Here is an 18,028-nt window from a genome sequence, read left to right as displayed (position 1 = left end):
CGAAGTGACCTTGAAAGTTAGACGTGACCGTACCGGCATCGACATGAATTGAAAAGGGTCATCGGCCGTTCAGGGGAGGAGGGTCGGGCAGTGGTAGGGCGGCCGCCTGGCCCACCCGGAGGACTTCGGCCACCCGCCCGACGAGCCGGCGGGGATCCGGTCCGGCGCGTACGGGGTGCGGGTGGCCCCGAAGTGCGGGTTGTTGGTGGTGCCGCCCCGGGCGAACTCGTGCGTGGCGTGCTTGCCCAGCAGCACGGCGCCCGCCTGCCGCAGGCGGGCCGCCACCGCCGAGTCGGCCGCCGGCACGTGATGGCGGCGCAGCGCGGATCCGGCGGTGGTGGGCACCCCGGCGGTGTCGCACAGGTCCTTGAGGCCGATGGGCAGCCCGTGCAGCGGCCCACGACCCGGCGCCGGCCCCGGTCCGCCCGCGTCCGGGCCGCGACGCGCGGGTCGGGAAATTGCAAGGTTTCTTGACTGTTTCCGTGATCTCACCGAGAATTTGACTCGCGAAACAGGATCGCCTCGACGGCGGGGACACCCGAGGAGCGCATATGGCAAGCGGCTACGTCCGGAGCCCGGAACTTCAACGGCTCGCGGACGCGGTGCTGCAGCCCGGCTTCGAGGGGAAGAGTCCGCCGCCCTGGCTGCTGCGCCGCCTGGAGGCGGGACTCGGCGGCGTCGCGCTGTTCAGCCGCAACGTCGAGAGCCGGGAGCAGGTCGCCGCGCTCACCGCGGTGCTGCGCTCGACCAACCCGGACGTCATCGTCGGCATCGACGAGGAGGCCGGCGATGTCACCCGGCTGGAGGCGCGCACCGGAAGCTCCCGGCCCGGCAACTGGGCGCTCGGCGTCGTGGACGACCCCGACCTCACCTCCGCCGTGGCTCGGGACGTCGGGCGCGACCTGGCCGAGGCCGGCGTCACCCTGAACTACGCCCCGGACGCCGACGTCAACTCCAACCCCGACAACCCCGTCATCGGGGTGCGCTCGTTCGGCGCGGACCCCGATCTGGTGGCGCGGCACACCGCCGCCTGGATCACCGGCCAGCAGTCGGCGGGCGTGGCGGCCTGCGCCAAGCACTTCCCGGGACACGGCGACACCAGCGCCGACTCGCACCACCTGATCCCGCTGATCACCGCCGGGCGGGAGGAGTTGGAGCGGTGCGAGCTGGTCCCGTTCCGGGCCGCCATCGCGGCGGGCGCGCGTGCCGTGATGACCGGACACCTGCTGGTGCCGGCGATCGACGAGGACCTGCCCGCGACGCTCAGCCGGCGGGTGATGACCGACCTGCTGCGCGGTGAGCTGGGCTTCACCGGACTGGTGGTGACCGACGGGATCGAGATGCGGGCGCTGACCGGCCCGTACGGGCTGGCCGGCGCGGCCGTCCGGGCGCTGGCCGCCGGGGTGGACGCGGTGTGCGTGGGCGGCGACCACGCCGACGAGCGGACGGCCACCGCGCTGCGCGACGCGATAGTCGACGCCGTCGTCGACGGGCGGCTGCCGGAGCAGCGGCTGGTCGAGGCCGCCGGCCGGGTCGCCGAACTCGCCGCGTGGACCGCGCGGCAGCGCGCCGACCTCGACGGGCACCGGCCGCCGCGCGATGCCGGGCTGGGGCTCGCGGCCGCCCGGCGGGCCATCCGGCTCACCGCCGCGACCGGAGGGCAGCCGTTGCCCCTGTCGGCCCCGCCGCACGTGGTGGAGCTCTCCCCGGCCAGCAACATCGCGGTCGGCGACGACGTTCCCTGGGGCCTGCGCGACCTGCTCGCCGACGCCATGCCGGACACCACGGGGGTCCGGCTGGGGGAGGCGGATTTCCTCGACGGGGTCGACCTGCACCAGGTCGCGCTGGCACCGGCGGGGGGCCGGCCGCTGGTCGTCGTGGTGCGCGACGCGCACCGGTACGAGTGGGTGGTCCAGGCGCTCAAGGTGCTGGTGGGCGCCCGCGACGACTGCGTGGTGGTGGAGACCGGGTTGGCCGGCTCCGCGTGGGGCGCGGTGCACGTGGCCACCTGGGGCGGCAGCCTGGCCTGCCGGCAGGCGGCGGCGGAGCTCCTGGTGCCGCCCGGCGCGGGGCCGGCCGCCGGCGAGACGGCGGCGTCGGCGGCCGGCGTCACCGCCGGCTCCGCGGCCAGCACCACTGCCGGCTCCGCGGCCAGCACCACCGGGGCCGGCATGCCGCGTTGACGGCGCCCGCGCGGGCGGCACACAATCGCTCATCGAGGCGATTGGTGGTTTTCGATGCGACGAGGGACCGGGCGTGGGGCGCTGCTCGCCGGCCTGGCGCTGGCCGGGTGCGTCGCCGCCGGGTGCGGTGCCGGCGCGCCGCAGCCGGGCGCCGCGCCCACGCCGATGCCGCAGACCCCCGCCGGAAGCGCACCGGCGACCGACCCGTCCGGCGACGGCGTGCTGATCCGGTTCGATCGCCAGGGCGGCCTGGCCGGGCTGACCGACCGACTGGTGATCCGCGAGGACGGCGGCTTCACGCTCCAGCGGCGGCGCCCGCCATTGAGCCGGTCGGGCCGGTTGACCGAGGCCGAGCGCGCGGAGCTGGTCCGGATGCTGGCCGGCTCGGGCTTCGGGACGCTGCCCGCCACCCAGAGCGCCCGGGGCAGCGACCTGTTCACGTACCACCTGACCTACGCGGACCGGCAGATCCTCGCCCAGGACGGCGGGATCGCCGCGCCGCTGCGCCCGGTGATCGCCGCGCTCACCACGATCGTGCAGAAGTACGGATCATGAGGGGCGGGTACCGTTGGGCCGGCGTACCCCGTCGGAGGAGGTGCACCCGATGACCGCCCAGTACGAATCGCCCCTCGACCGCCAGATCCGGGAGGCCCAGGAGCGCGGGGAGTTCGACAACCTGCCCGGCTCCGGCAAGCCGCTGCCCGGGCGCGGGGAGCCCTACGACGAGAACTGGTGGGTCAAGGACTGGGTCCGGCGGGAGAACATCACCGGCGTGCTGCCCACCTCGCTGCGCCTGCGCAGGCAGGCCGAGGACCTGATGCACGAGGTCGCGAAGAAGCCGACCGAGGCGGCGGTCCGGCGGTACGTGACCGAACTCAACGAGCGGATCCGCCAGGCGCAGCGCGGACTGGTCGACGGCCCGCCGGTGGTGCTGCCCCTGTTCGACGTCGACGACGTGGTGCGGGTCTGGCGCGAGCGCCGCGACTGACCCGCCCCAGGCCGCCGCGGGCACCGGGACTGGGCGGCGCGGGCAGGTCGGACGCGGGGCGACGTGGCGGCGCTGAGGGGTCCGGGTCCGGTGCGGCGAACGGGCCCCGCCGTGGCCGGGTTGGCCGGGCGGGGCCCGCTGGTACTGATCGGGCTGTTACATCGCCGGTATGTCGCCGGACAGCCCCCAGCCGAGGGTCGACACGTCCAGGTTCGAGCTGAACCGGGTGTACCAGGTGCCGGTCGGCGGCCGGAACAACGCCTGGTCGGTGGTGCCGTCCCCGTCGTAGTCGCCGGGGACCGGCAGGTCGGCCCCGGTGCCCCAGGGGAGCATCGAGGCGGTGCCGTTGCCGCTGTAACGGGTGTACCAGGTGCCGGTCGACGGGCGGTACAGCGCCTGGTCGGTCTTGCCGTCCCCGTCGTAGTCCCCCTGGATGGGGATGTCTCCGGCGACGCCCCAGACCTCCGGGTGGATGCTGCCCGGGTTCGAGCTGCGGCGCACGGACCAGGCGTTGGTCGAGGGCCGGTACAGCGCCTCGTCCATGCGCTTGTCCCCGTCGTAGTCGCCGGGCACCGGGATGTCCCCGGGCTTGCCCCAGGCCACCGTCTGCACGCTGGCGTTGATGCTGCGGCGCACGTACCAGGTGCCGGTGGATGGCCGGAACAGCGACAGGTCCGCCTTGCCGTCCCCGTCGTAGTCGCCGGGCACCGGGATGTCGCCGCCCGTGCCCCAGGGCACCACGGTGACGCTGCCGTTGCCGCTGTTGAGGATGTACCACGTGCCGTTGCGGTACAGCGCGTGGTCGGTCTTGCCGTCCCCGTCGTAGTCGGCGGGCACCGGGATGTCACCCTTCTGGCCCCAACGCAGCACGTCGACCGCGAAGTTGGAGCTCAACCGGGTGTACCAGACGCCGTCGGACGGCCGGAACAGCGACTGGTCGGTCTTGCCGTCGCCGTCGTAGTCGCCGTTCGGGTGGGTGACCGGGCCGATGATCATGCGGTTGTACCGGTACGGCGACATCTCGTACCCGTCGAAGTACGGGTACGGGATCTGCCGGTAGTGGGTGCCGCCGTCGCCGCTCTGCTCGTACCCGAAGTAGCTGGTGTGCGCCGCGTCGGCCCAGTGGTCGAAGATCACCACGTGGCCGGCGGGGCCGATCCCCGGATTGATGAGCAGGTCGGCCTGGACCAACTGGTCCTTGCTGATCGGCGTCGTCATGGACGGCGAGGCCATCTCCGAGGTGACGTACCCGGGTTTCGCCCAGCCGAAGGCCATGGACACGAAGCCGGAGCAGTCGGTCCGGTACCCCTGGAAGGTTCTCGACACCGAGTACGGCAGCGGGCCGCCGTCGCGCGCGTGCAGCCAGCTCTGCGCCCGGGTGATGACCTCCGCCTGAGTGACGGCGGGCAGCGAGTCGGTCGAGACACTGGGCATCGTCTGGGCCTCGGTCGGCTGACCGGGAGTGGCCCAGAACGGGAGCTTTGCCACCGGTACGGCGGCGGCGGTCGCTACCCCCGCGGTCGACGCCAGCGCGGACGGGACCCCAACGGCGAGCAGCACGCCCAGGCCGACGAGGTGCAATGCGGGTCTTCGCAATGGACTCTCCTTCGTTCGAATAACAAGATCCGGTTCACGCGGGCCTCGTGGGCCGGCCGTGACGGGGTCGCCGGGGGAGCGCCGGTGGCCGCCGTGGCGACGGTCGGGGACGGCGGCGGGAGAATCGGGATGGGTGCGCGGGCCCCAGGGAGCGCGGCGAGCGGGGTTCCGGGCGCCGGCGAGCACTCCCCGGACGCCAGCTGGTTCGTGTCTGTCTCTCGCATCCTCTCCGCTCACAACCCGAAAGTCCGTCTAATTCCTGGTTGTCGCCCATTCGGCGTGGTTGTCGGATTTCCAGGGCGTGATCGGGCGGCGCGGGCGCCAGCCGGCGGCGGGGCAGCATGCGGCGCTTTTCACCATCGTCCGGTAACTTTTGACCGGTCGGGCGAAACTGTCGGCAGGCCCGACGGTATTTTGTCTAGCGTCCGTCCCGCCAGTCAGTCCGCCGGCACCGAAGGGTCCGCCCGTACCAACCGTGGAGCGTCCGATGGCTGCATCCGAACCGCCGCCCGCGTCCGGTCCGCTCCCGTACCACCTGCTCTGCCTGCTGCGGGACCGCGGCGCGATGTCCCGGGCCGAGCTCGCCGCCCAGTTCGCCGACCCCCGCGCGCGGGTTCTCGGCGAGATCGACGCGCTGATCGCGGCGGGCCTGGTCCGCGAGGCCGGGCCGGCCGCCTCCCGCGGCGGCCGGCGATCGACCCTGGTCGAGCTGTCACCCGACCTGCGGTTCGCGGCCGTCGACCTGGGCGCCTCCTCGATCGACGTCGAGATCACCGACGGGCGGCTGGAGCCGGTGGCCAGCCACAGCGAGCCGGTCGACATCCGGTCCGGCCCCAAGACCGTGCTGCACCGGCTGGGCGAGATCCTGGCCAAACTGCGGGCCGACGGCGCTTACCAGCAGCTGCACGCGATAGGCATCGGGGTACCCGGTCCGGTCTCCTTCCGCGACGGGGTGCCGGTATCCCCGCCGATCATGCCTGGCTGGGACCGGTACCCGGTGCGCGACGTGCTCGCCCGCGAGCACTCCTGCCCCGTGGTGGTGGACAACGACGTGAACATCATGGCCATCGGCGAGCGCCACGGCGGCGTCGCGCACTCGGTGGACAACCTGCTGTTCCTCAAGGTCGGCACCGGCATCGGATGCGGCATCTATCTCGGCGGTGAGGTGTACCGGGGCACCGACGGCTGCGCCGGCGACATCGGCCACATCCAGCTCGACGGGCACGGCCAGCCGTGCGCCTGCGGCAACGTGGGCTGCCTGGAGGCGGTGTTCAGCGGTGCCGCCCTGGCCCGCGACGCGCTCGCCGCCGCGCGGGCGGGCCAGTCGCCCGCCCTGGCCGAGCGACTGGCCGCGAATGGTGCGGTGAGCGCGCGGGATGTGGCCGACGGCGCGGCCGAGGGGGACGTGACCTGCGTACGGCTGATCCGCGACGGCGGCCACCAGGTCGGCACGGTCCTGGCCGGCCTGGTCAGCTTCATCAACCCGTCGATGATCGTGATCGGTGGCGGGCTGGCCGGGCTGGGCCACGTCCTGCTCGCCGAGATCCGCAGCGTGGTGTACCGGCGCTCGCTGCCCCTGGCCACCGGGAACCTGCCGATCGTGATGTCGGAGTTGGGCTCCCGGGCCGGCGTGGTGGGCGCCGCCGTGTTGGCCAGCGAGCTGGCCTACGGCAGCCAGGAGCGCTGAGCCCCTAGCTGTACGCCTCGACGGGGTAGTCCTTGAGCGTCATCGCGTTCGCGGCCTTCTCGGTCATCCGGGCGAACAGGCTGGCGAGCGGCCGCTTGGACAGCCACTTGTAGCCGCGGTTGCGCTGCGCGATCTTCTTGTCGGTCAGCGGGGCGAGGAACGGGGCCGCCCCCTTGGCCTGCTTGTGCCCGGCCGCGACGCCGGCACGCAGGTGCTGCTCGTAGCGGGCGAACGCGACGCGGTGGTCGCCCCGCGCCGTGGCCAGCTCGCCGGCCAGCGTGTACGCGCCGCCCATGGCCAGGCCGGTGCCGCCACCGCCGGGGCCGGCCGACCAGGCCGCGTCGCCGAGCAGCACCACCCGGCCCCGCGAGTACCGGTCCAGGGCGATCTGGCTGATCGAGTCGAAGAACAGGTCGTCGGCGTCGCGCATCAGTTCGAGCAGCTCTGGCGTGCGCCAGCGGGCGGCGGAGAACGCGCCGGACACGATCTGCTTCTGCCGTGCCACGTCGCGGTAGTCATAGGTCAGCGGCGGTGAGGTCCACACGAATTGCAGGTCCAGCGTGGTGTGGTCGCGCGAGCCGACCAGCACGCCCAGGCCGGGCTCGTTGTAGAGCACGCCGCCGCTTTCGAGGCCGAGGATGTTCGGCACGAGGCAGCCGGCGACGCACAGGCCGGTGTCCTCGCGGAACCGGCGCTCGTCGCCGAAGACCAGCCTCCGCACCACCGAGTGCGAGCCGTCGGCGCCGACCACGAGGTCGAAGGTGCGCGGGGCGCCGCGCCGGAAGGCGACGTCCACGCCCGCGTCGGTCTCGGTCAGCGAGGCGATGCTGTCGCCGAAGACGTACTCGACGTCGTCCCTGGTCCGGTCGTGCAGCAGGCGGGTCAGCTCGCCGCGGGCGATCTCGATCTCCCCGCTGAACACGTGCGCCGGCAGGGTGACGATCGGCCGGCCGTCGGCGTCCACGACGGTCTGCCCGCCCATGCCGGTCTGCCGGGCGCGCACGTCGGCCAGGATGCCCATCCGCTCCAGCACCCGCACCTGCGCGCCGCGGAAGTCGACCGCGCTGCCGCCCTCCCGCGGGCCGTCCGCCTGCTCCACCACGGTCACCGCGTAGCCCGCGCGCCGCAGCCAGTAGGCCAGCGACGGGCCGGCGATGCCCGCGCCGGAGATCAAAGCCCTGGTGTTCCCGCTCATCGGTGACTCCTTGTGTCGGCGTTCCGGTGCCTGTGCCGACCACCGTAGGGGTTTTTATCCAAGTGGTCAATCCGCTTGGATGAACCGATCGGATGAACCGTATGGTCAAGCCGGCGCTACGATGCACGCCATGGGAAATCGCGAGGATCTGCTGGCCGGGGCGCTGCGCTGCCTGAAGGAGAAGGGCTGGTCGCGCACCACCGTGCGGGACATCGCCGCGGCCGCCGGCGTCAACCACGCCGCCATCGGGTACCACTTCGGTTCCCGGGAGGCGCTGCTGATGGCGGCGTTCACGCAGGCCATGGAGGAGTGGGGCGCGGAGGTCGGCCGCGCGCTGTACGCCTCGATGGATCCGGCGGCACCGGCCGGCCAGCAGTACGAGGCGATGTGGCGCGAGATGATCGGTTCGTTCACCGCGAACCGGCAGTTGTGGCTGGCGTCCATCGAGGCGTTCGTGCAGGCCGAACACAACCCGAAGCTGCGCGAGCTGCTGGCCGCCTCGCAGCGGGAGGGTCGGCGCGGCCTGGCCGCCTCGATCGCCGGGGTCGATGAGGACACGGTCGACGACGCGATGGAACGCCGGATCGGCGGGGTGCAGTCCGCGCTGTTGATCGGCGTGCTGCTGCAGTGGCTGCTCGACCCGCAGCACGCGCCGACCGCCAGCGACGTGGTCGATGGCGTGCGCGCCCTGGCCGCGCGCGCCGAGGCCGCGTCGCCGGGGGTGGCCGAGGGCTGAGGCGGATCGCCCGGCAGGCGTCGGGGGTGTTCGCCCGTGCCCCGGCGACGCGGCCTCGGCCTCGCGGGTGTGAGCCGCACGCCGTAGCCTCGACCGGAAACGGGATCAGCGCGGGAAGGGCGGACCGGGACGATGGACGGGATCGAGCGCGGGTACGACGTCGACGTGGTGCGGGCGCACTTTCCGGCGCTGGCCGAGGGCGCGGCGCACTTCGACTCGCCGGGCGGCTCCCAGGTGCCGCACGACGTCGCCACCGTGATGGCCGAGACGCTCATCGCGGCCGTGGCCAACCGGGGCCGGGTGACCACCGCGGAGTGCCGGGCGGAGGGCATCGTGACCGATGCCCGCCAGGCCATGGCCGACCTGCTCGGCGCCGAGGTCGCCGGGGTGGTGTTCGGGCGCAGCATGACCCAGCTGACCTTCGACTTCTCCCGTACGCTGGCCAAGCGCTGGGGGCCGGGCGACGAGGTGGTGGTCAGCCGCCTCGACCACGACGCGAACATCCGGCCGTGGGTGCGGGCCGCCGAGGCCGTTGGCGCCACGGTGCGGTGGGTCGGCTTCGACCGCCAGACCGGCGAACTGCCCGTCGAGGCGGTGGCCGAGCAGCTGTCCGGGCGCACCCGGCTGGTCGCCGTGACCGGCGCGTCCAACCTGCTAGGCACCCGTCCGGACATTCCGGCCATCGCGGCGGCGGCGCACCAGGCCGGCGCGCTGTGCTACGTGGACGGCGTGCACCTCACCCCGCACGCGTCGGTGGACCTGCGCGCGTTGGGCGCCGACTTCTACGCGTGCTCGCCGTACAAGTTCTGCGGGCCGCACCTGGGCGTGCTGGCCGCCTCCCCGGCGCTGCTCGAGGAACTGCACCCGGACAAGCTGCTGCCCTCGAGCGACGCGGTACCGGAGCGTTTCGAGCTGGGCACCCTGCCGTACGAGTCGCTGGCCGGCACCGCCGCCGCCGTGGACTTCCTGGCCGGCCTGGCGCCCTCGGCCGGCAACCGGGCGGCCCGGCTGCGGGTCAGCATGGCGGCGGTGCGCCGGCACGAGGAGGGGCTGCTGGACCGGCTGGAGGCCGGGCTCGACGGCATCCCGGCGGTCACCCGGTACGGGCGGGCCGCCGCGCGTACGCCGTTGGTGCTGTTCGCGGTCGACGGGCACCGGCCGGCCGAGGTGTACCGGCGGCTGGCCGCGTCGAAGGTCAACGCCCCGGCGGGCACCTTCTACGCGATCGAGTGCGCGCGCTGGCTGGGGCTGGGCGACGAGGGCGGCGTCCGGGCCGGTATCGCGCCCTACACCAGCCCCGGGGACGTGGACCGGCTGGTGCAGGCGGTCGCCGACCTGGTCGGCTAACCCTCGGCGGGGACCTCGACCGCGGCCATCACCTGGGCGACCAGCCGCTGGCAGAAGTCCTCGGTCAGCGGCTCGTGCCCGAAGATCATCCGGTAGTACAGCGGCGCGAAGAGCTGGTCGATGGTGAGCGGCAGGTCGATGTCGGGCCGGACCCGGCCGGCGGCGATGGCCTCGCGCAGGATCCGCTCGGTGACCTCGCGGCGCGGGGCCAGCCACCGGTCGCGCAGCGCGTCACGAATGTCCGGATCGGACTGCGCCTGGCCGACCAGCGAGCGCATCAGCGGGCCGCAGGCATCCTCGGCGAACAGCTCCCGCACGGCGTTCACCTGGAACAGCAGGGCCTGCTCGGTGGGCAGCGACTCGGCGATGGCGACCGTCTCCTGCACCCGGGCGAAGAAGCCGTCGATGGCAACCGCGCTGCGTGACGGCCACCACTTGTACAGGGTCGCCTTGCTCACCCGGGCGCGCGTCGCGACGGCCTCCATCGTGAAGGACGTCATCCCGCCCTCCATGAGGATGTCGGCGGCCGCGTCCAGGACGGCCTGGCGGGATCGGGCGCTGCGGGGGCGCCCGCGGCGCCCGGGCACGGTGTTCTCGGTCACGACAGGTCCTCCATTCACGGAGACGTAATTTCTAAACGGTACCGTTTCCAATATGAGCGGTGGGGTTACCAGGACAGTTGATTCCGGCCGGGGAGCGGAGCCCGGGCAGGTCGCGGCCGGCTCCGGGGTCCAGACACCCGGAGCGGACGGACCCGGGACGCCGGACGCACCCGGGACGAACGCGTCCGGGGTCGAGCCATCCGGGCGCAGCCTGCGCCTGATCACTGTCGTGCTGGCGTTCGCCTGCGGGCTGACCGTGGCGAACCTCTACTACGCCCAGCCGCTGCTCGCGCCGATCGCCCACAGCCTGCACGCCAGCCAGGGCACCGCGGCGCTGATCGTCACCATGACGCAGCTCGGCTACGCCCTCGGGCTGGTGTTGCTGCTGCCGCTCGGTGACCTGCTGGAGAACCGGTCGCTGGCCTCGCGCACGCTGCTGGGTACCGCCGCGGCGCTGGCCATCGCGGCCCTGGCTCCGAACATCGGGGTGCTGCTGGCGGTGTCGGTGCTCATCGGCCTCACCTCGGTGGTCGCGCAGATCCTGGTCCCGCTGGCCGCGCACCTCGCCCCGGCGGACCAGCGGGGGCGCGTGGTCGGCCGGGTGATGAGCGGCCTGCTGCTGGGCATCCTGCTGGCCCGGACCGTGGCCAGCCTGGTGGCGGCGCAGTGGGGGTGGCGCAGCATCTACGTGATCTCCGCCGTGCTGATGCTCGTGGTCTTGGTGATCCTGGTCCGGGTGCTGCCGCGCCGGCGCCCGGCGTCGAGCGTGCGGTACCCGCAGCTGCTGGCCTCGGTGGGGCAGCTGATCCGCACCGAGCCGATCCTGCGCCGCCGGGCGGCCTGCCAGGCGCTGATGTTCGCGGCGTTCAGCAGCTTCTGGACCTCGATCTCGTACGAATTGATCGACGCGCATCACCTGTCGCAGACCGGCATCGGGATCTTCGCGCTGGTCGGCGCGGCCGGTGCCGCCGCGGCGCCGCTGGCCGGTGGGCTCGGCGACCGCGGCCACGGCGGCCGGTTCAGCGGCGTGGCGCTGGCGCTGGGTGTGGTGGCGATGGCGGTGGCCGGTTTCGGGCGGGGCAGCCTGCTGCTGCTCGCCGCCGGTGCCGTGCTGCTGGACCTGGCCGTGCAGGGGCACCAGGTGTTCAGCCAGCAGGAGATCTACCAGCTGCGGCCGGAAGCCCGGGCCCGGATCAACTCCGTGTTCATGGGTTCGATCTTCGTGGCGGGCGCCATCGCCTCCGCCGTGTCGGGCGTGCTCTACCAGCGCTCCGGGTGGCTGTCGGTCACCGTCTTCGGCGGCGTGCTGCCGGTGATCGCGTTGGTGATCTGGGCGACCGGCCGGGTGCGCACCGCCCGCCGCTGATCGGCCGCTTCGGCCCGGCGGGTATTGAAAATCTGGCCGTCGTAGACCAGATTTCACCCATGACGGCTGACCCCGATCCCGATCCGGTAGTCCGCGCGCAGCAGCTGCGCGTGGCCGTCGGGCGCGTCTCCCGGCGGTTGCGCCAGATCTACACGAGCACCCCGGGCGCCGGCCCGAGCTTCACCGAGGTCGCCGTGCTGGTCCGGCTGGAGCGGGAGGGTCCGGCGGCGCCCAGCGAACTGGCCGCCCGGGAGCGGGTCACCTCGCAGGCGATCGCCGCGGTCATCCGGGAGTTGGAGGGGCGCGGGCTGATCAGCCGCTCGCCGGACCCGGTGGACGGGCGCAAGACCGTCATCGCGATCACCGAGGCGGGGCGCGCGCTGCTGCGCGACCGGGAGCAGGTGGTGATGGGTGGGCTCATCCGGGCGCTCGGCGACTCGTACAGCCAGGCCGAGCTGCGCCGCCTGGACGCGGCCATCCCGCTGCTCAACCGGCTCGCCGACCTGATCTGACCCGAGCCCGACCCGCCCACCGGTCCGCCCACCCGGCCCACCCACCCGGTTCGCCCGACGCGCCGGCCTGACGCGGGGCGGCCCGGTTCGCGGCCGGTGTCAGGACGCGTCAGCGGCGGCTCAGCGCGCCGTCACCGCCGGCCGCCACCGTGGAGCCATGGATTACGCGATCGAGGCCGAGGGGCTGGCCAAGCGGTACGGGGACACCGCCGCGCTGGCCGGGGTGGACCTTGTGGCCGGTACCGGTACGGTGCTGGGCCTGCTCGGGCCGAACGGGGCCGGCAAGACCACCGCCGTACGGATCCTGGCCACCCTGGTGCATCCCGACGCCGGCACCGCCCGGGTCGGCGGGCACGACGTGGTGCGCGCACCGGACGAGGTGCGCAAGCTGATAGGGCTGACCGGGCAGTACGCGTCGGTGGACGAGAACCTGACCGGGGCGCAGAACCTGTTCATGATCGGTCGGCTGCTCGGCATGTCCCGGGCCAGCGCCCGGGAACGGGCCGCCCGTCTGCTGGACCGGTTCGGCCTGAGCGGCGCGGCCGGGCGCGGCGCCAAGGGGTACTCCGGCGGCATGCGTCGGCGGCTGGACCTGGCGGCCAGCCTGGTCGGCGACCCGCGCATCATCTACCTCGACGAGCCGACCACCGGCCTGGACCCGCACGCCCGCGCCGAGCTGTGGGACGTGGTGCGCGGCCTGGCCAGCGACGGGGTGACCGTCCTGCTGACCACCCAGTACATGGACGAGGCCGACCAACTCGCCGACGCGATCACCGTGCTGGACCGGGGTGCCGTGGTGGCGTCGGGTACCGCCGACGCGCTCAAGGCCCAGATCGGCGGGCAGCGGTTGGAGATCCGGCCGGCCCGGCCCGATCAGTGCGACGCGGCCGCTGCCATCATCGCCGGGATCGCCGGCCGCCCGCCGGGGCGGGACCGGGGCCTGCTGTCGGTACCGGTGAACGACCTGAGCCTGCCGCCGGAGGTGTTCCGCCGGCTCGACGCGGCCGGCATTCTCGTGGCCGAGCTGGCCCTGCGCCGGCCCAGCCTGGACGAGGTTTTCCTGACCCTGACCGGGCGACCGGCGCAGGCCACGCCCGACACCGCGCGGCCGGAGGACCGTCCCGCGCACCTGGAGAGGACTCCGGCATGATGCCGTTCGTACAGCAGGGCTTCACGCTGGCCTGGCGCAGCCTGGTACCGCTGAAAAACAGCCCCGGCCAACTGCTCGGCTACGCGTTGCAGCCGGTCCTGATGATCATCGTGTTCGTGTACCTGTTCGGCGGCGCGGCGGCCGGCGGCGACCGGCACCAGGCGGTGTTCTACTCGTTGCCCGGCGTGCTGGCCCAGTCGGCCCTGATGGCCACCGTCGCCACCGGGGTCAGCCTCAACACCGACCTGCACAACGGCGTGTTCGACCGGTTCCGCAGCCTGCCCATCGCGCGCTCCGCGCCGCTGCTCGGCCGCGTCGTGGCGGACCTGTCGCTGCTGTGCGTCTCGGTCGGCATCGCGCTGCTGGCCGGCGTGGCGGTCGGGTTCCGGATCGGCACCGGGCCGGTGCGGCTGGCCGTGGCGCTCGGCCTCATCCTGGCCATCGCCGTGGCGGTGAGCTGGGGGAGTGCGCTGCTCGGCCTGGTATCCAAGACGCCGGCGGCGATGCAGATGACGGCGACGGCGGTGATCATGCCGCTCACCCTGGGCTCCAGCGCCTTCCTGCCGGTCGGCGCGATGCCCGGCTGGCTGCAGGCGTGGATGAAGGTGAATCCGGCCTCGCACCTGGCCGGCGCGGTACGCGGCCTGCTCGTCGGCCGGCCGTACGACGCCCACCTGGGTAGCGACGTGCTGTACACGCTGGGCTGGGCCGCCCTGATGCTGGCGGTGTTCGTGCCGCTGGCCGGCCGCGCCTACCGCCGGCGGATCTGAGTCCGGCCAGACGCGGCGCCGTGACCATGTGACCCTCGTCCCGGCCTGGGTATAGGCCCTGGTGGGCACACGAGGCGAGGAGATGAACCATGGCTGAGACCGGGTACGCCGCGTTCTCCACCACGGTGGAGAAGGCCAACCACATCCTGCACGACATCGAACAGTCCTACGGCTGGCCCAAGGAGCGCCGGAACCAGTCATACGCCGCACTGCGCACCGTACTTCACGTGCTGCGCGACCGCCTGCCGGTCGGCGAGTCGGTCCAGTTCGCCGGGCAGCTTCCCATGCTGGTGCGGGGCATCTACTACGAGGGCTGGGACCCCAGCGACGTACCGATGAAGATGGACAAGGAGGAGTTCCTGGCACGGATCCGCCAGGAGTTCACCTTCGACGTCGACGGCGGGGCACAGCGGCTGGTGGAGACCGTCATGGACGCGCTGCGCCGGCACGTCTCCCAGGGGCAGTTGGAGGACGTCAAGTCCCTACTGCCCAAGGACCTCGCGATGTCCATCGGGTAGGCACAGGCCGGTGGCCGCCCGGGCCCGAGCACCCGGGCGGCTCCGCCGGTCGCGAATCCGGCCCGCCCGAATCCCGGCCCGGTCGTCACGAATTCCGGCCCGCCCGGATCGCGACCCGGCCCGCCCGGATCGCGACCCGGCCCGCCCGGATCGCGACCCGGCCCGCCCGGATCGCGACCCGGACCGGGTCAGCCGGCGTAGGCGGCGGCGACGAAGTCGCGCACCACCGGTGGCGGCTGCGGCGAGTCCCACATGCGCTGGGTCAGCAGGATGGCCACCAGGTCCGCGGCCGGGTCGTTGAACCAGCAGGTGCCGGTGCCACCGCTCCAGCCGTACTCCCCGGCGTGCTCGCCCGAGCGCATGACCGACATGCCGAACCCCCAGCCGGTGCCGGGATCGAACGTCGACTGCCCCGGGGCGAGCTGATCTGTGATCATCTGGCTGACCGAGGCCGGGGACAGGATCTCGCCGCCGCCCGAGGCGAGCATCCGCGCGAAGGCCAGATAGTCGTCCACTGTGGACAGCAGATCCGCGCCGCCGTCGGGCGAGGGTGGCACCTGCGCCCATTTCGAATCGTCGCCGGGGCCGTCGAAGACCACGAGCTTCCCGCTGTCCGGGTCCACCCCGTACTGCGTCGCGAACCGGTCCCGTTTGCCGGCCGGCACCGCGAAGCCGCTGTCGCGCATCTCCAGCGGAGCGAAGACGCGCTCGCGCAGGTAATCGTCGAGCTTCCGGCCGGCCGCGCGGGAGATGAGGATCCCGAGGACCGTCGCGCTCGTGTGGTATGCCCACTGCTCGCCGGGCTGGAACATCAGCGGCAACTCCCCGAAGCGGGCCAGCCACTCCCGCGCGGTCAGCTCGGGCAGGGTCTTCGGTGGCGCGACGTTCACCTGGCGCTCCGAGGCGCTCACCATGATCGGAGCGTCGAGGGGCACGGCGGGCGACATGCCGAAGCCCATCCGGAAGGTCAGCAGGTCGCGCAGCGTGATTGGTCGGGCAGCGGGCACCGTGTCGTCGAGCGGCCCGTCGGGCCGGCGCAGCACGCGGCGGTCGGCGAGTTCGGGGAGGTGGTCGTCGACGGCGTCGTCGAGGCCGAGCACACCGTCCTCGACCAGGGTCATCGCCGCGACAGCCACGACCGGCTTCGTCATCGAGGCGACCCGGAAGATCGTGTCGCTACGCATCGCGTCGGATCCGCCGAGGCTGGTCGTGCCCAACTCGTTGATCTCCACCTCGCCACCGCGCACCGTCGCGGTGACGATGCCGGGGATCTCGCCCCGCTCGACATAGGCGTCCATCGCCTCGCGCATCATGGTGACCCCCTGAGCTCCGCGACATCCATTCGCCGGCCGATTCTGACAGGTGGGTCCGACAATCCCGGTGCGCCCTGCCGGGCCGTAATGCGTTGGCGGTGATCGGGGCGCATGCCTTACAACGGTGAGCATGCTTCTCAAGTACCCGCGCACCCCGCACCTGCAGGGCTCGCGGCTCCAGCCGGGCGACCAGGACCTGGCCGCCGTGCCGTTCGCGCAGCTCGCCGGGCGGTTTCTGGTGGTGGAGGAGAAGCTGGACGGTGCGAACGCGGCCATCAGCTTCACCGCCGACGGCGAGCTGCGCCTGCAGTCGCGCGGGCACTACCTGTCCGGCGGGCCGCGGGAGCGGCAGTTCGCCCCCTTCAAGGCGTGGGCCGCGACGGTCGCGCACGCGCTGTGGCCGAGGCTGTCCGACCGGTACGTGCTGTACGGCGAATGGCTGTACGCCAAGCACACCGTGTTCTACGACGCGCTGCCGCACTACTTCTGCGAGTTCGACGTGTTCGACCGGCGGACCGCCGAGTTCCTGTCCACGCAGCGGCGCCGGGAACTGCTGGCCGGCGCGCCGGTGCGCTCCGTGCCGGTGCTGCGCACGGGCGCGTTCACCGACCTGGGGCAGCTCGTCGCGCTGGTCGGCCCGTCGACCTGCCGCACGCAGGGCTGGCGGGCCGCGCTGGTCGAGGCGGCCGGTGCCAGCGGGGCCGATCCGGACCGGGTGGTGGCCGAGACCGACCGCTCCGACGACATGGAGGGGCTGTACCTCAAGCTGGAGGAGGACGGCCGGGTGGTCGGCCGGTACAAGTGGGTGCGGTCCGGGTTCCTGACCACCGTTCTGGACTCGGGCAGCCACTGGCTGGACCGGACCATCGTGCCCAACCAGCTCGCCGAGCCGGCGGTGATGTATGGAGCCGTTTGACCGGCTGTGCCCGGCGCCACCGCACTGGACGGTGCCCTGGGCGGACATCGTGGCGGCATTCGGGTGGGTGCGCCGGCTGTCCGGAGTGCCGCAGGACCCGATCCACCACGCCGAGGGCGACGTCGCCACGCACACCCGGATGGCCTGCGAGGCGCTGGCCTCGCTGCCCGGGTGGCGGGCTCGCGACGAGGCGGACCGGGTGCGGCTGTTCGCCGCGGTGCTGCTGCACGACGTGGCGAAGCCGGACTGCACGCAGGTCTCCGACCAGTCGCCGGAAGCGCGGATCACCGCACACGGGCACTCCCGGCGGGGTGACCTGATGGCCCGCCGGGTGTTGTGGGAGCTGGGCGCACCGGTGGCCTGGCGCGAGCACGTGGCCGCGTTGGTGCGCCACCACCAGGTGCCGTTCTGGGCACTGGAGCGGCCCGACCTGGACCAGATCGTGTTCCGGGTCAGTCTGGTGGCCCGCAACGACGACCTGGCGCTGCTAGCCACGGCCGACATCCTCGGCCGCGAGTGCGGTGACGCCGATGAGGTGCGCGAGAACATCGAGCTGTTCGCCGAGTACTGCGCGCAGCGGGGCTGCCTCGACCGGCCGCGACGGTTCGCCTCCGACCACGCCCGGTTCTGGTACTTCCGCACGCCCGGGCGCGACCCCGACTACGCCGCCTACGACGACAGCCGGCTGACCGTGACGGTGCTGTCCGGGCTGCCCGCCGCCGGCAAGGACCACTGGATCGCCCGCCACCGGGGGGACCGGCCGGTGGTGAGCCTGGACGCGCTGCGCGCCACGTTCGGCGTCCGACCGACCGAGGACCAGCGCCCGGTCGTCGCGCAGGCGCACCGGCTCGCCCGGGAGCACCTGCGGGCCGGGCGGTCGTTCGTGTGGAACGCCACCAACGTGTCGCGGCAGCTGCGCGACCAGTGCGTCGGCCTGGCGGCCGGGTACCGGGCACGGATCGAGCTGGTGGCGCTGGAGGCACCCGCCGGGGTGCTGCGGGAGCGCAACCGGGCCCGGGCCCACCCGGTACCCGACGCCGTCCTCGAGCGGCTCGTCGGGCGCTGGGAGGCGCCGGACCTCACCGAGGCGCACACCGTCCGGTGGATCGACACCGGCACCGAGTGACTCCCTGGCGCAACCCGCCGCCG

The 18,028-nt window shown here is 73.2% G+C and carries 18 protein-coding genes; 13 read left to right on the top strand and 5 right to left on the bottom strand.

Going from position 1 to position 18,028, the window contains the following annotated elements; all coding sequences use genetic code 11:
* Positions 1-69: 69 nt before the first annotated feature.
* On the bottom strand, positions 70-492 hold the full coding sequence (locus ABEA87_RS31105; RefSeq protein ID WP_345635671.1) for an amidase family protein: 423 nt from the start codon (positions 490-492) through the stop codon (positions 70-72).
* Between the two features lie 59 nt (positions 493-551).
* Between ABEA87_RS31105 and ABEA87_RS31100 the strand changes: the two genes are divergently transcribed.
* Genes ABEA87_RS31100 through ABEA87_RS31090 form a run of 3 tightly spaced genes read left to right on the top strand, consistent with a single transcriptional unit; the run spans position 552 to position 3,171 of the window.
* Positions 552-2,183 (top strand): glycoside hydrolase family 3 protein, encoded by a 1,632-nt coding sequence (locus ABEA87_RS31100; RefSeq protein WP_345635669.1) that lies wholly within the window; start codon positions 552-554, stop codon positions 2,181-2,183.
* A gap of 54 nt (positions 2,184-2,237) precedes the next feature.
* On the top strand, positions 2,238-2,738 hold the full coding sequence (locus tag ABEA87_RS31095; protein ID WP_345635668.1) for a hypothetical protein: 501 nt from the start codon (positions 2,238-2,240) through the stop codon (positions 2,736-2,738).
* 49 nt (positions 2,739-2,787) lie between these two features.
* A complete protein-coding gene (locus ABEA87_RS31090; RefSeq protein ID WP_345635666.1) occupies positions 2,788-3,171 on the top strand; it encodes a DnaJ family domain-containing protein in 384 nt (127 codons plus the stop codon).
* A 156-nt stretch (positions 3,172-3,327) separates the two neighbouring features.
* Here ABEA87_RS31090 and ABEA87_RS31085 read toward each other — a convergent pair whose 3' ends face one another.
* Positions 3,328-4,767, bottom strand: coding sequence for a C40 family peptidase (locus ABEA87_RS31085; protein WP_345635664.1), 1,440 nt, complete (start codon positions 4,765-4,767; stop codon positions 3,328-3,330).
* A gap of 487 nt (positions 4,768-5,254) precedes the next feature.
* Here ABEA87_RS31085 and ABEA87_RS31080 point away from each other — a divergent pair, with 487 nt between their 5' ends.
* Positions 5,255-6,454 carry an ROK family transcriptional regulator gene (locus tag ABEA87_RS31080; protein ID WP_345635662.1) on the top strand — a complete coding sequence of 400 codons (1,200 nt, stop codon included), beginning with the start codon at positions 5,255-5,257 and terminating at the stop codon, positions 6,452-6,454.
* Positions 6,455-6,458: 4 nt separating this feature from the next.
* On the opposite strand, the gene ABEA87_RS31075 is transcribed toward ABEA87_RS31080, so the two are convergent.
* Entirely contained in the window at positions 6,459-7,649 is a 1,191-nt protein-coding gene (locus ABEA87_RS31075; protein ID WP_345635660.1) for an FAD-dependent monooxygenase, read from the bottom strand.
* A 130-nt stretch (positions 7,650-7,779) separates the two neighbouring features.
* Here ABEA87_RS31075 and ABEA87_RS31070 point away from each other — a divergent pair, with 130 nt between their 5' ends.
* Both ABEA87_RS31070 and ABEA87_RS31065 read left to right on the top strand, forming a co-directional pair.
* The gene (locus ABEA87_RS31070; RefSeq protein WP_345635659.1) at positions 7,780-8,385 is read left to right on the top strand and encodes a TetR/AcrR family transcriptional regulator; all 606 of its coding nucleotides are present in this window, start codon (positions 7,780-7,782) and stop codon (positions 8,383-8,385) included.
* Positions 8,386-8,517: 132 nt separating this feature from the next.
* Positions 8,518-9,732 carry a cysteine desulfurase-like protein gene (locus ABEA87_RS31065; RefSeq protein ID WP_345635657.1) on the top strand — a complete coding sequence of 405 codons (1,215 nt, stop codon included), beginning with the start codon at positions 8,518-8,520 and terminating at the stop codon, positions 9,730-9,732.
* On the opposite strand, the gene ABEA87_RS31060 is transcribed toward ABEA87_RS31065, so the two are convergent.
* Positions 9,729-10,334 (bottom strand): TetR/AcrR family transcriptional regulator, encoded by a 606-nt coding sequence (locus ABEA87_RS31060; protein ID WP_345635656.1) that lies wholly within the window; start codon positions 10,332-10,334, stop codon positions 9,729-9,731. The genes ABEA87_RS31065 and ABEA87_RS31060 overlap by 4 nt on opposite strands.
* 52 nt (positions 10,335-10,386) lie before the next feature.
* Between ABEA87_RS31060 and ABEA87_RS31055 the strand changes: the two genes are divergently transcribed.
* The 5 genes from ABEA87_RS31055 to ABEA87_RS31035 all read left to right on the top strand — a co-directional run bounded on the left by ABEA87_RS31055 (position 10,387) and on the right by ABEA87_RS31035 (position 14,650).
* The gene (locus ABEA87_RS31055) at positions 10,387-11,700 is read left to right on the top strand and encodes an MFS transporter (RefSeq protein WP_345635655.1); all 1,314 of its coding nucleotides are present in this window, start codon (positions 10,387-10,389) and stop codon (positions 11,698-11,700) included.
* A gap of 59 nt (positions 11,701-11,759) precedes the next feature.
* Complete coding sequence (locus tag ABEA87_RS31050) at positions 11,760-12,212, top strand: MarR family winged helix-turn-helix transcriptional regulator (RefSeq protein ID WP_345635653.1); 453 nt, start codon at positions 11,760-11,762, stop codon at positions 12,210-12,212.
* A 157-nt stretch (positions 12,213-12,369) separates the two neighbouring features.
* Positions 12,370-13,362 (top strand): ATP-binding cassette domain-containing protein, encoded by a 993-nt coding sequence (locus ABEA87_RS31045; protein WP_345635651.1) that lies wholly within the window; start codon positions 12,370-12,372, stop codon positions 13,360-13,362.
* The gene (locus ABEA87_RS31040) at positions 13,359-14,132 is read left to right on the top strand and encodes an ABC transporter permease (RefSeq protein ID WP_345635649.1); all 774 of its coding nucleotides are present in this window, start codon (positions 13,359-13,361) and stop codon (positions 14,130-14,132) included. Before ABEA87_RS31045 ends, ABEA87_RS31040 begins: the two co-directional genes overlap by 4 nt.
* Before the next feature lie 89 nt (positions 14,133-14,221).
* Entirely contained in the window at positions 14,222-14,650 is a 429-nt protein-coding gene (locus tag ABEA87_RS31035; protein ID WP_345635648.1) for a DUF2267 domain-containing protein, read from the top strand.
* 188 nt (positions 14,651-14,838) lie between these two features.
* Here the strand turns inward: ABEA87_RS31035 and ABEA87_RS31030 are convergent, their stop codons facing one another.
* Positions 14,839-15,963 carry a serine hydrolase domain-containing protein gene (locus ABEA87_RS31030; protein WP_345635647.1) on the bottom strand — a complete coding sequence of 375 codons (1,125 nt, stop codon included), beginning with the start codon at positions 15,961-15,963 and terminating at the stop codon, positions 14,839-14,841.
* A 130-nt stretch (positions 15,964-16,093) separates the two neighbouring features.
* Between ABEA87_RS31030 and ABEA87_RS31025 the strand changes: the two genes are divergently transcribed.
* The gene (locus tag ABEA87_RS31025) at positions 16,094-16,879 is read left to right on the top strand and encodes an RNA ligase family protein (protein ID WP_345635646.1); all 786 of its coding nucleotides are present in this window, start codon (positions 16,094-16,096) and stop codon (positions 16,877-16,879) included.
* Positions 16,866-18,005, top strand: coding sequence for an AAA family ATPase (locus ABEA87_RS31020; protein WP_345635644.1), 1,140 nt, complete (start codon positions 16,866-16,868; stop codon positions 18,003-18,005). The genes ABEA87_RS31025 and ABEA87_RS31020 overlap by 14 nt, the downstream gene beginning before the upstream one ends.
* Positions 18,006-18,028 lie beyond the last annotated feature (23 nt).

Origin of the sequence: Rugosimonospora acidiphila, assembly GCF_039543385.1 — a bacterium.
Classification (GTDB): Bacteria; Actinomycetota; Actinomycetes; order Mycobacteriales; family Micromonosporaceae; genus Rugosimonospora; species Rugosimonospora acidiphila.
Note: the sequence above shows the minus strand (reverse complement) of the source record. Positions and strands in the feature narration are given on the sequence as shown.

Coding starts and splice junctions, on each gene's coding strand:
- ABEA87_RS31090 (WP_345635666.1), top strand. CDS start 2,788: ATGACCGCCCAGTACGAATCGCCCCTCGACCGCCAGATCCGGGAGGCC.
- ABEA87_RS31040 (WP_345635649.1), top strand. CDS start 13,359: ATGATGCCGTTCGTACAGCAGGGCTTCACGCTGGCCTGGCGCAGCCTG.
- ABEA87_RS31100 (WP_345635669.1), top strand. CDS start 552: ATGGCAAGCGGCTACGTCCGGAGCCCGGAACTTCAACGGCTCGCGGAC.
- ABEA87_RS31030 (WP_345635647.1), bottom strand. CDS start 15,963: ATGATGCGCGAGGCGATGGACGCCTATGTCGAGCGGGGCGAGATCCCC.
- ABEA87_RS31070 (WP_345635659.1), top strand. CDS start 7,780: ATGGGAAATCGCGAGGATCTGCTGGCCGGGGCGCTGCGCTGCCTGAAG.
- ABEA87_RS31080 (WP_345635662.1), top strand. CDS start 5,255: ATGGCTGCATCCGAACCGCCGCCCGCGTCCGGTCCGCTCCCGTACCAC.
- ABEA87_RS31055 (WP_345635655.1), top strand. CDS start 10,387: ATGAGCGGTGGGGTTACCAGGACAGTTGATTCCGGCCGGGGAGCGGAG.
- ABEA87_RS31065 (WP_345635657.1), top strand. CDS start 8,518: ATGGACGGGATCGAGCGCGGGTACGACGTCGACGTGGTGCGGGCGCAC.
- ABEA87_RS31050 (WP_345635653.1), top strand. CDS start 11,760: ATGACGGCTGACCCCGATCCCGATCCGGTAGTCCGCGCGCAGCAGCTG.
- ABEA87_RS31035 (WP_345635648.1), top strand. CDS start 14,222: ATGGCTGAGACCGGGTACGCCGCGTTCTCCACCACGGTGGAGAAGGCC.
- ABEA87_RS31045 (WP_345635651.1), top strand. CDS start 12,370: ATGGATTACGCGATCGAGGCCGAGGGGCTGGCCAAGCGGTACGGGGAC.
- ABEA87_RS31095 (WP_345635668.1), top strand. CDS start 2,238: ATGCGACGAGGGACCGGGCGTGGGGCGCTGCTCGCCGGCCTGGCGCTG.
- ABEA87_RS31075 (WP_345635660.1), bottom strand. CDS start 7,649: ATGAGCGGGAACACCAGGGCTTTGATCTCCGGCGCGGGCATCGCCGGC.
- ABEA87_RS31020 (WP_345635644.1), top strand. CDS start 16,866: ATGGAGCCGTTTGACCGGCTGTGCCCGGCGCCACCGCACTGGACGGTG.
- ABEA87_RS31025 (WP_345635646.1), top strand. CDS start 16,094: ATGCTTCTCAAGTACCCGCGCACCCCGCACCTGCAGGGCTCGCGGCTC.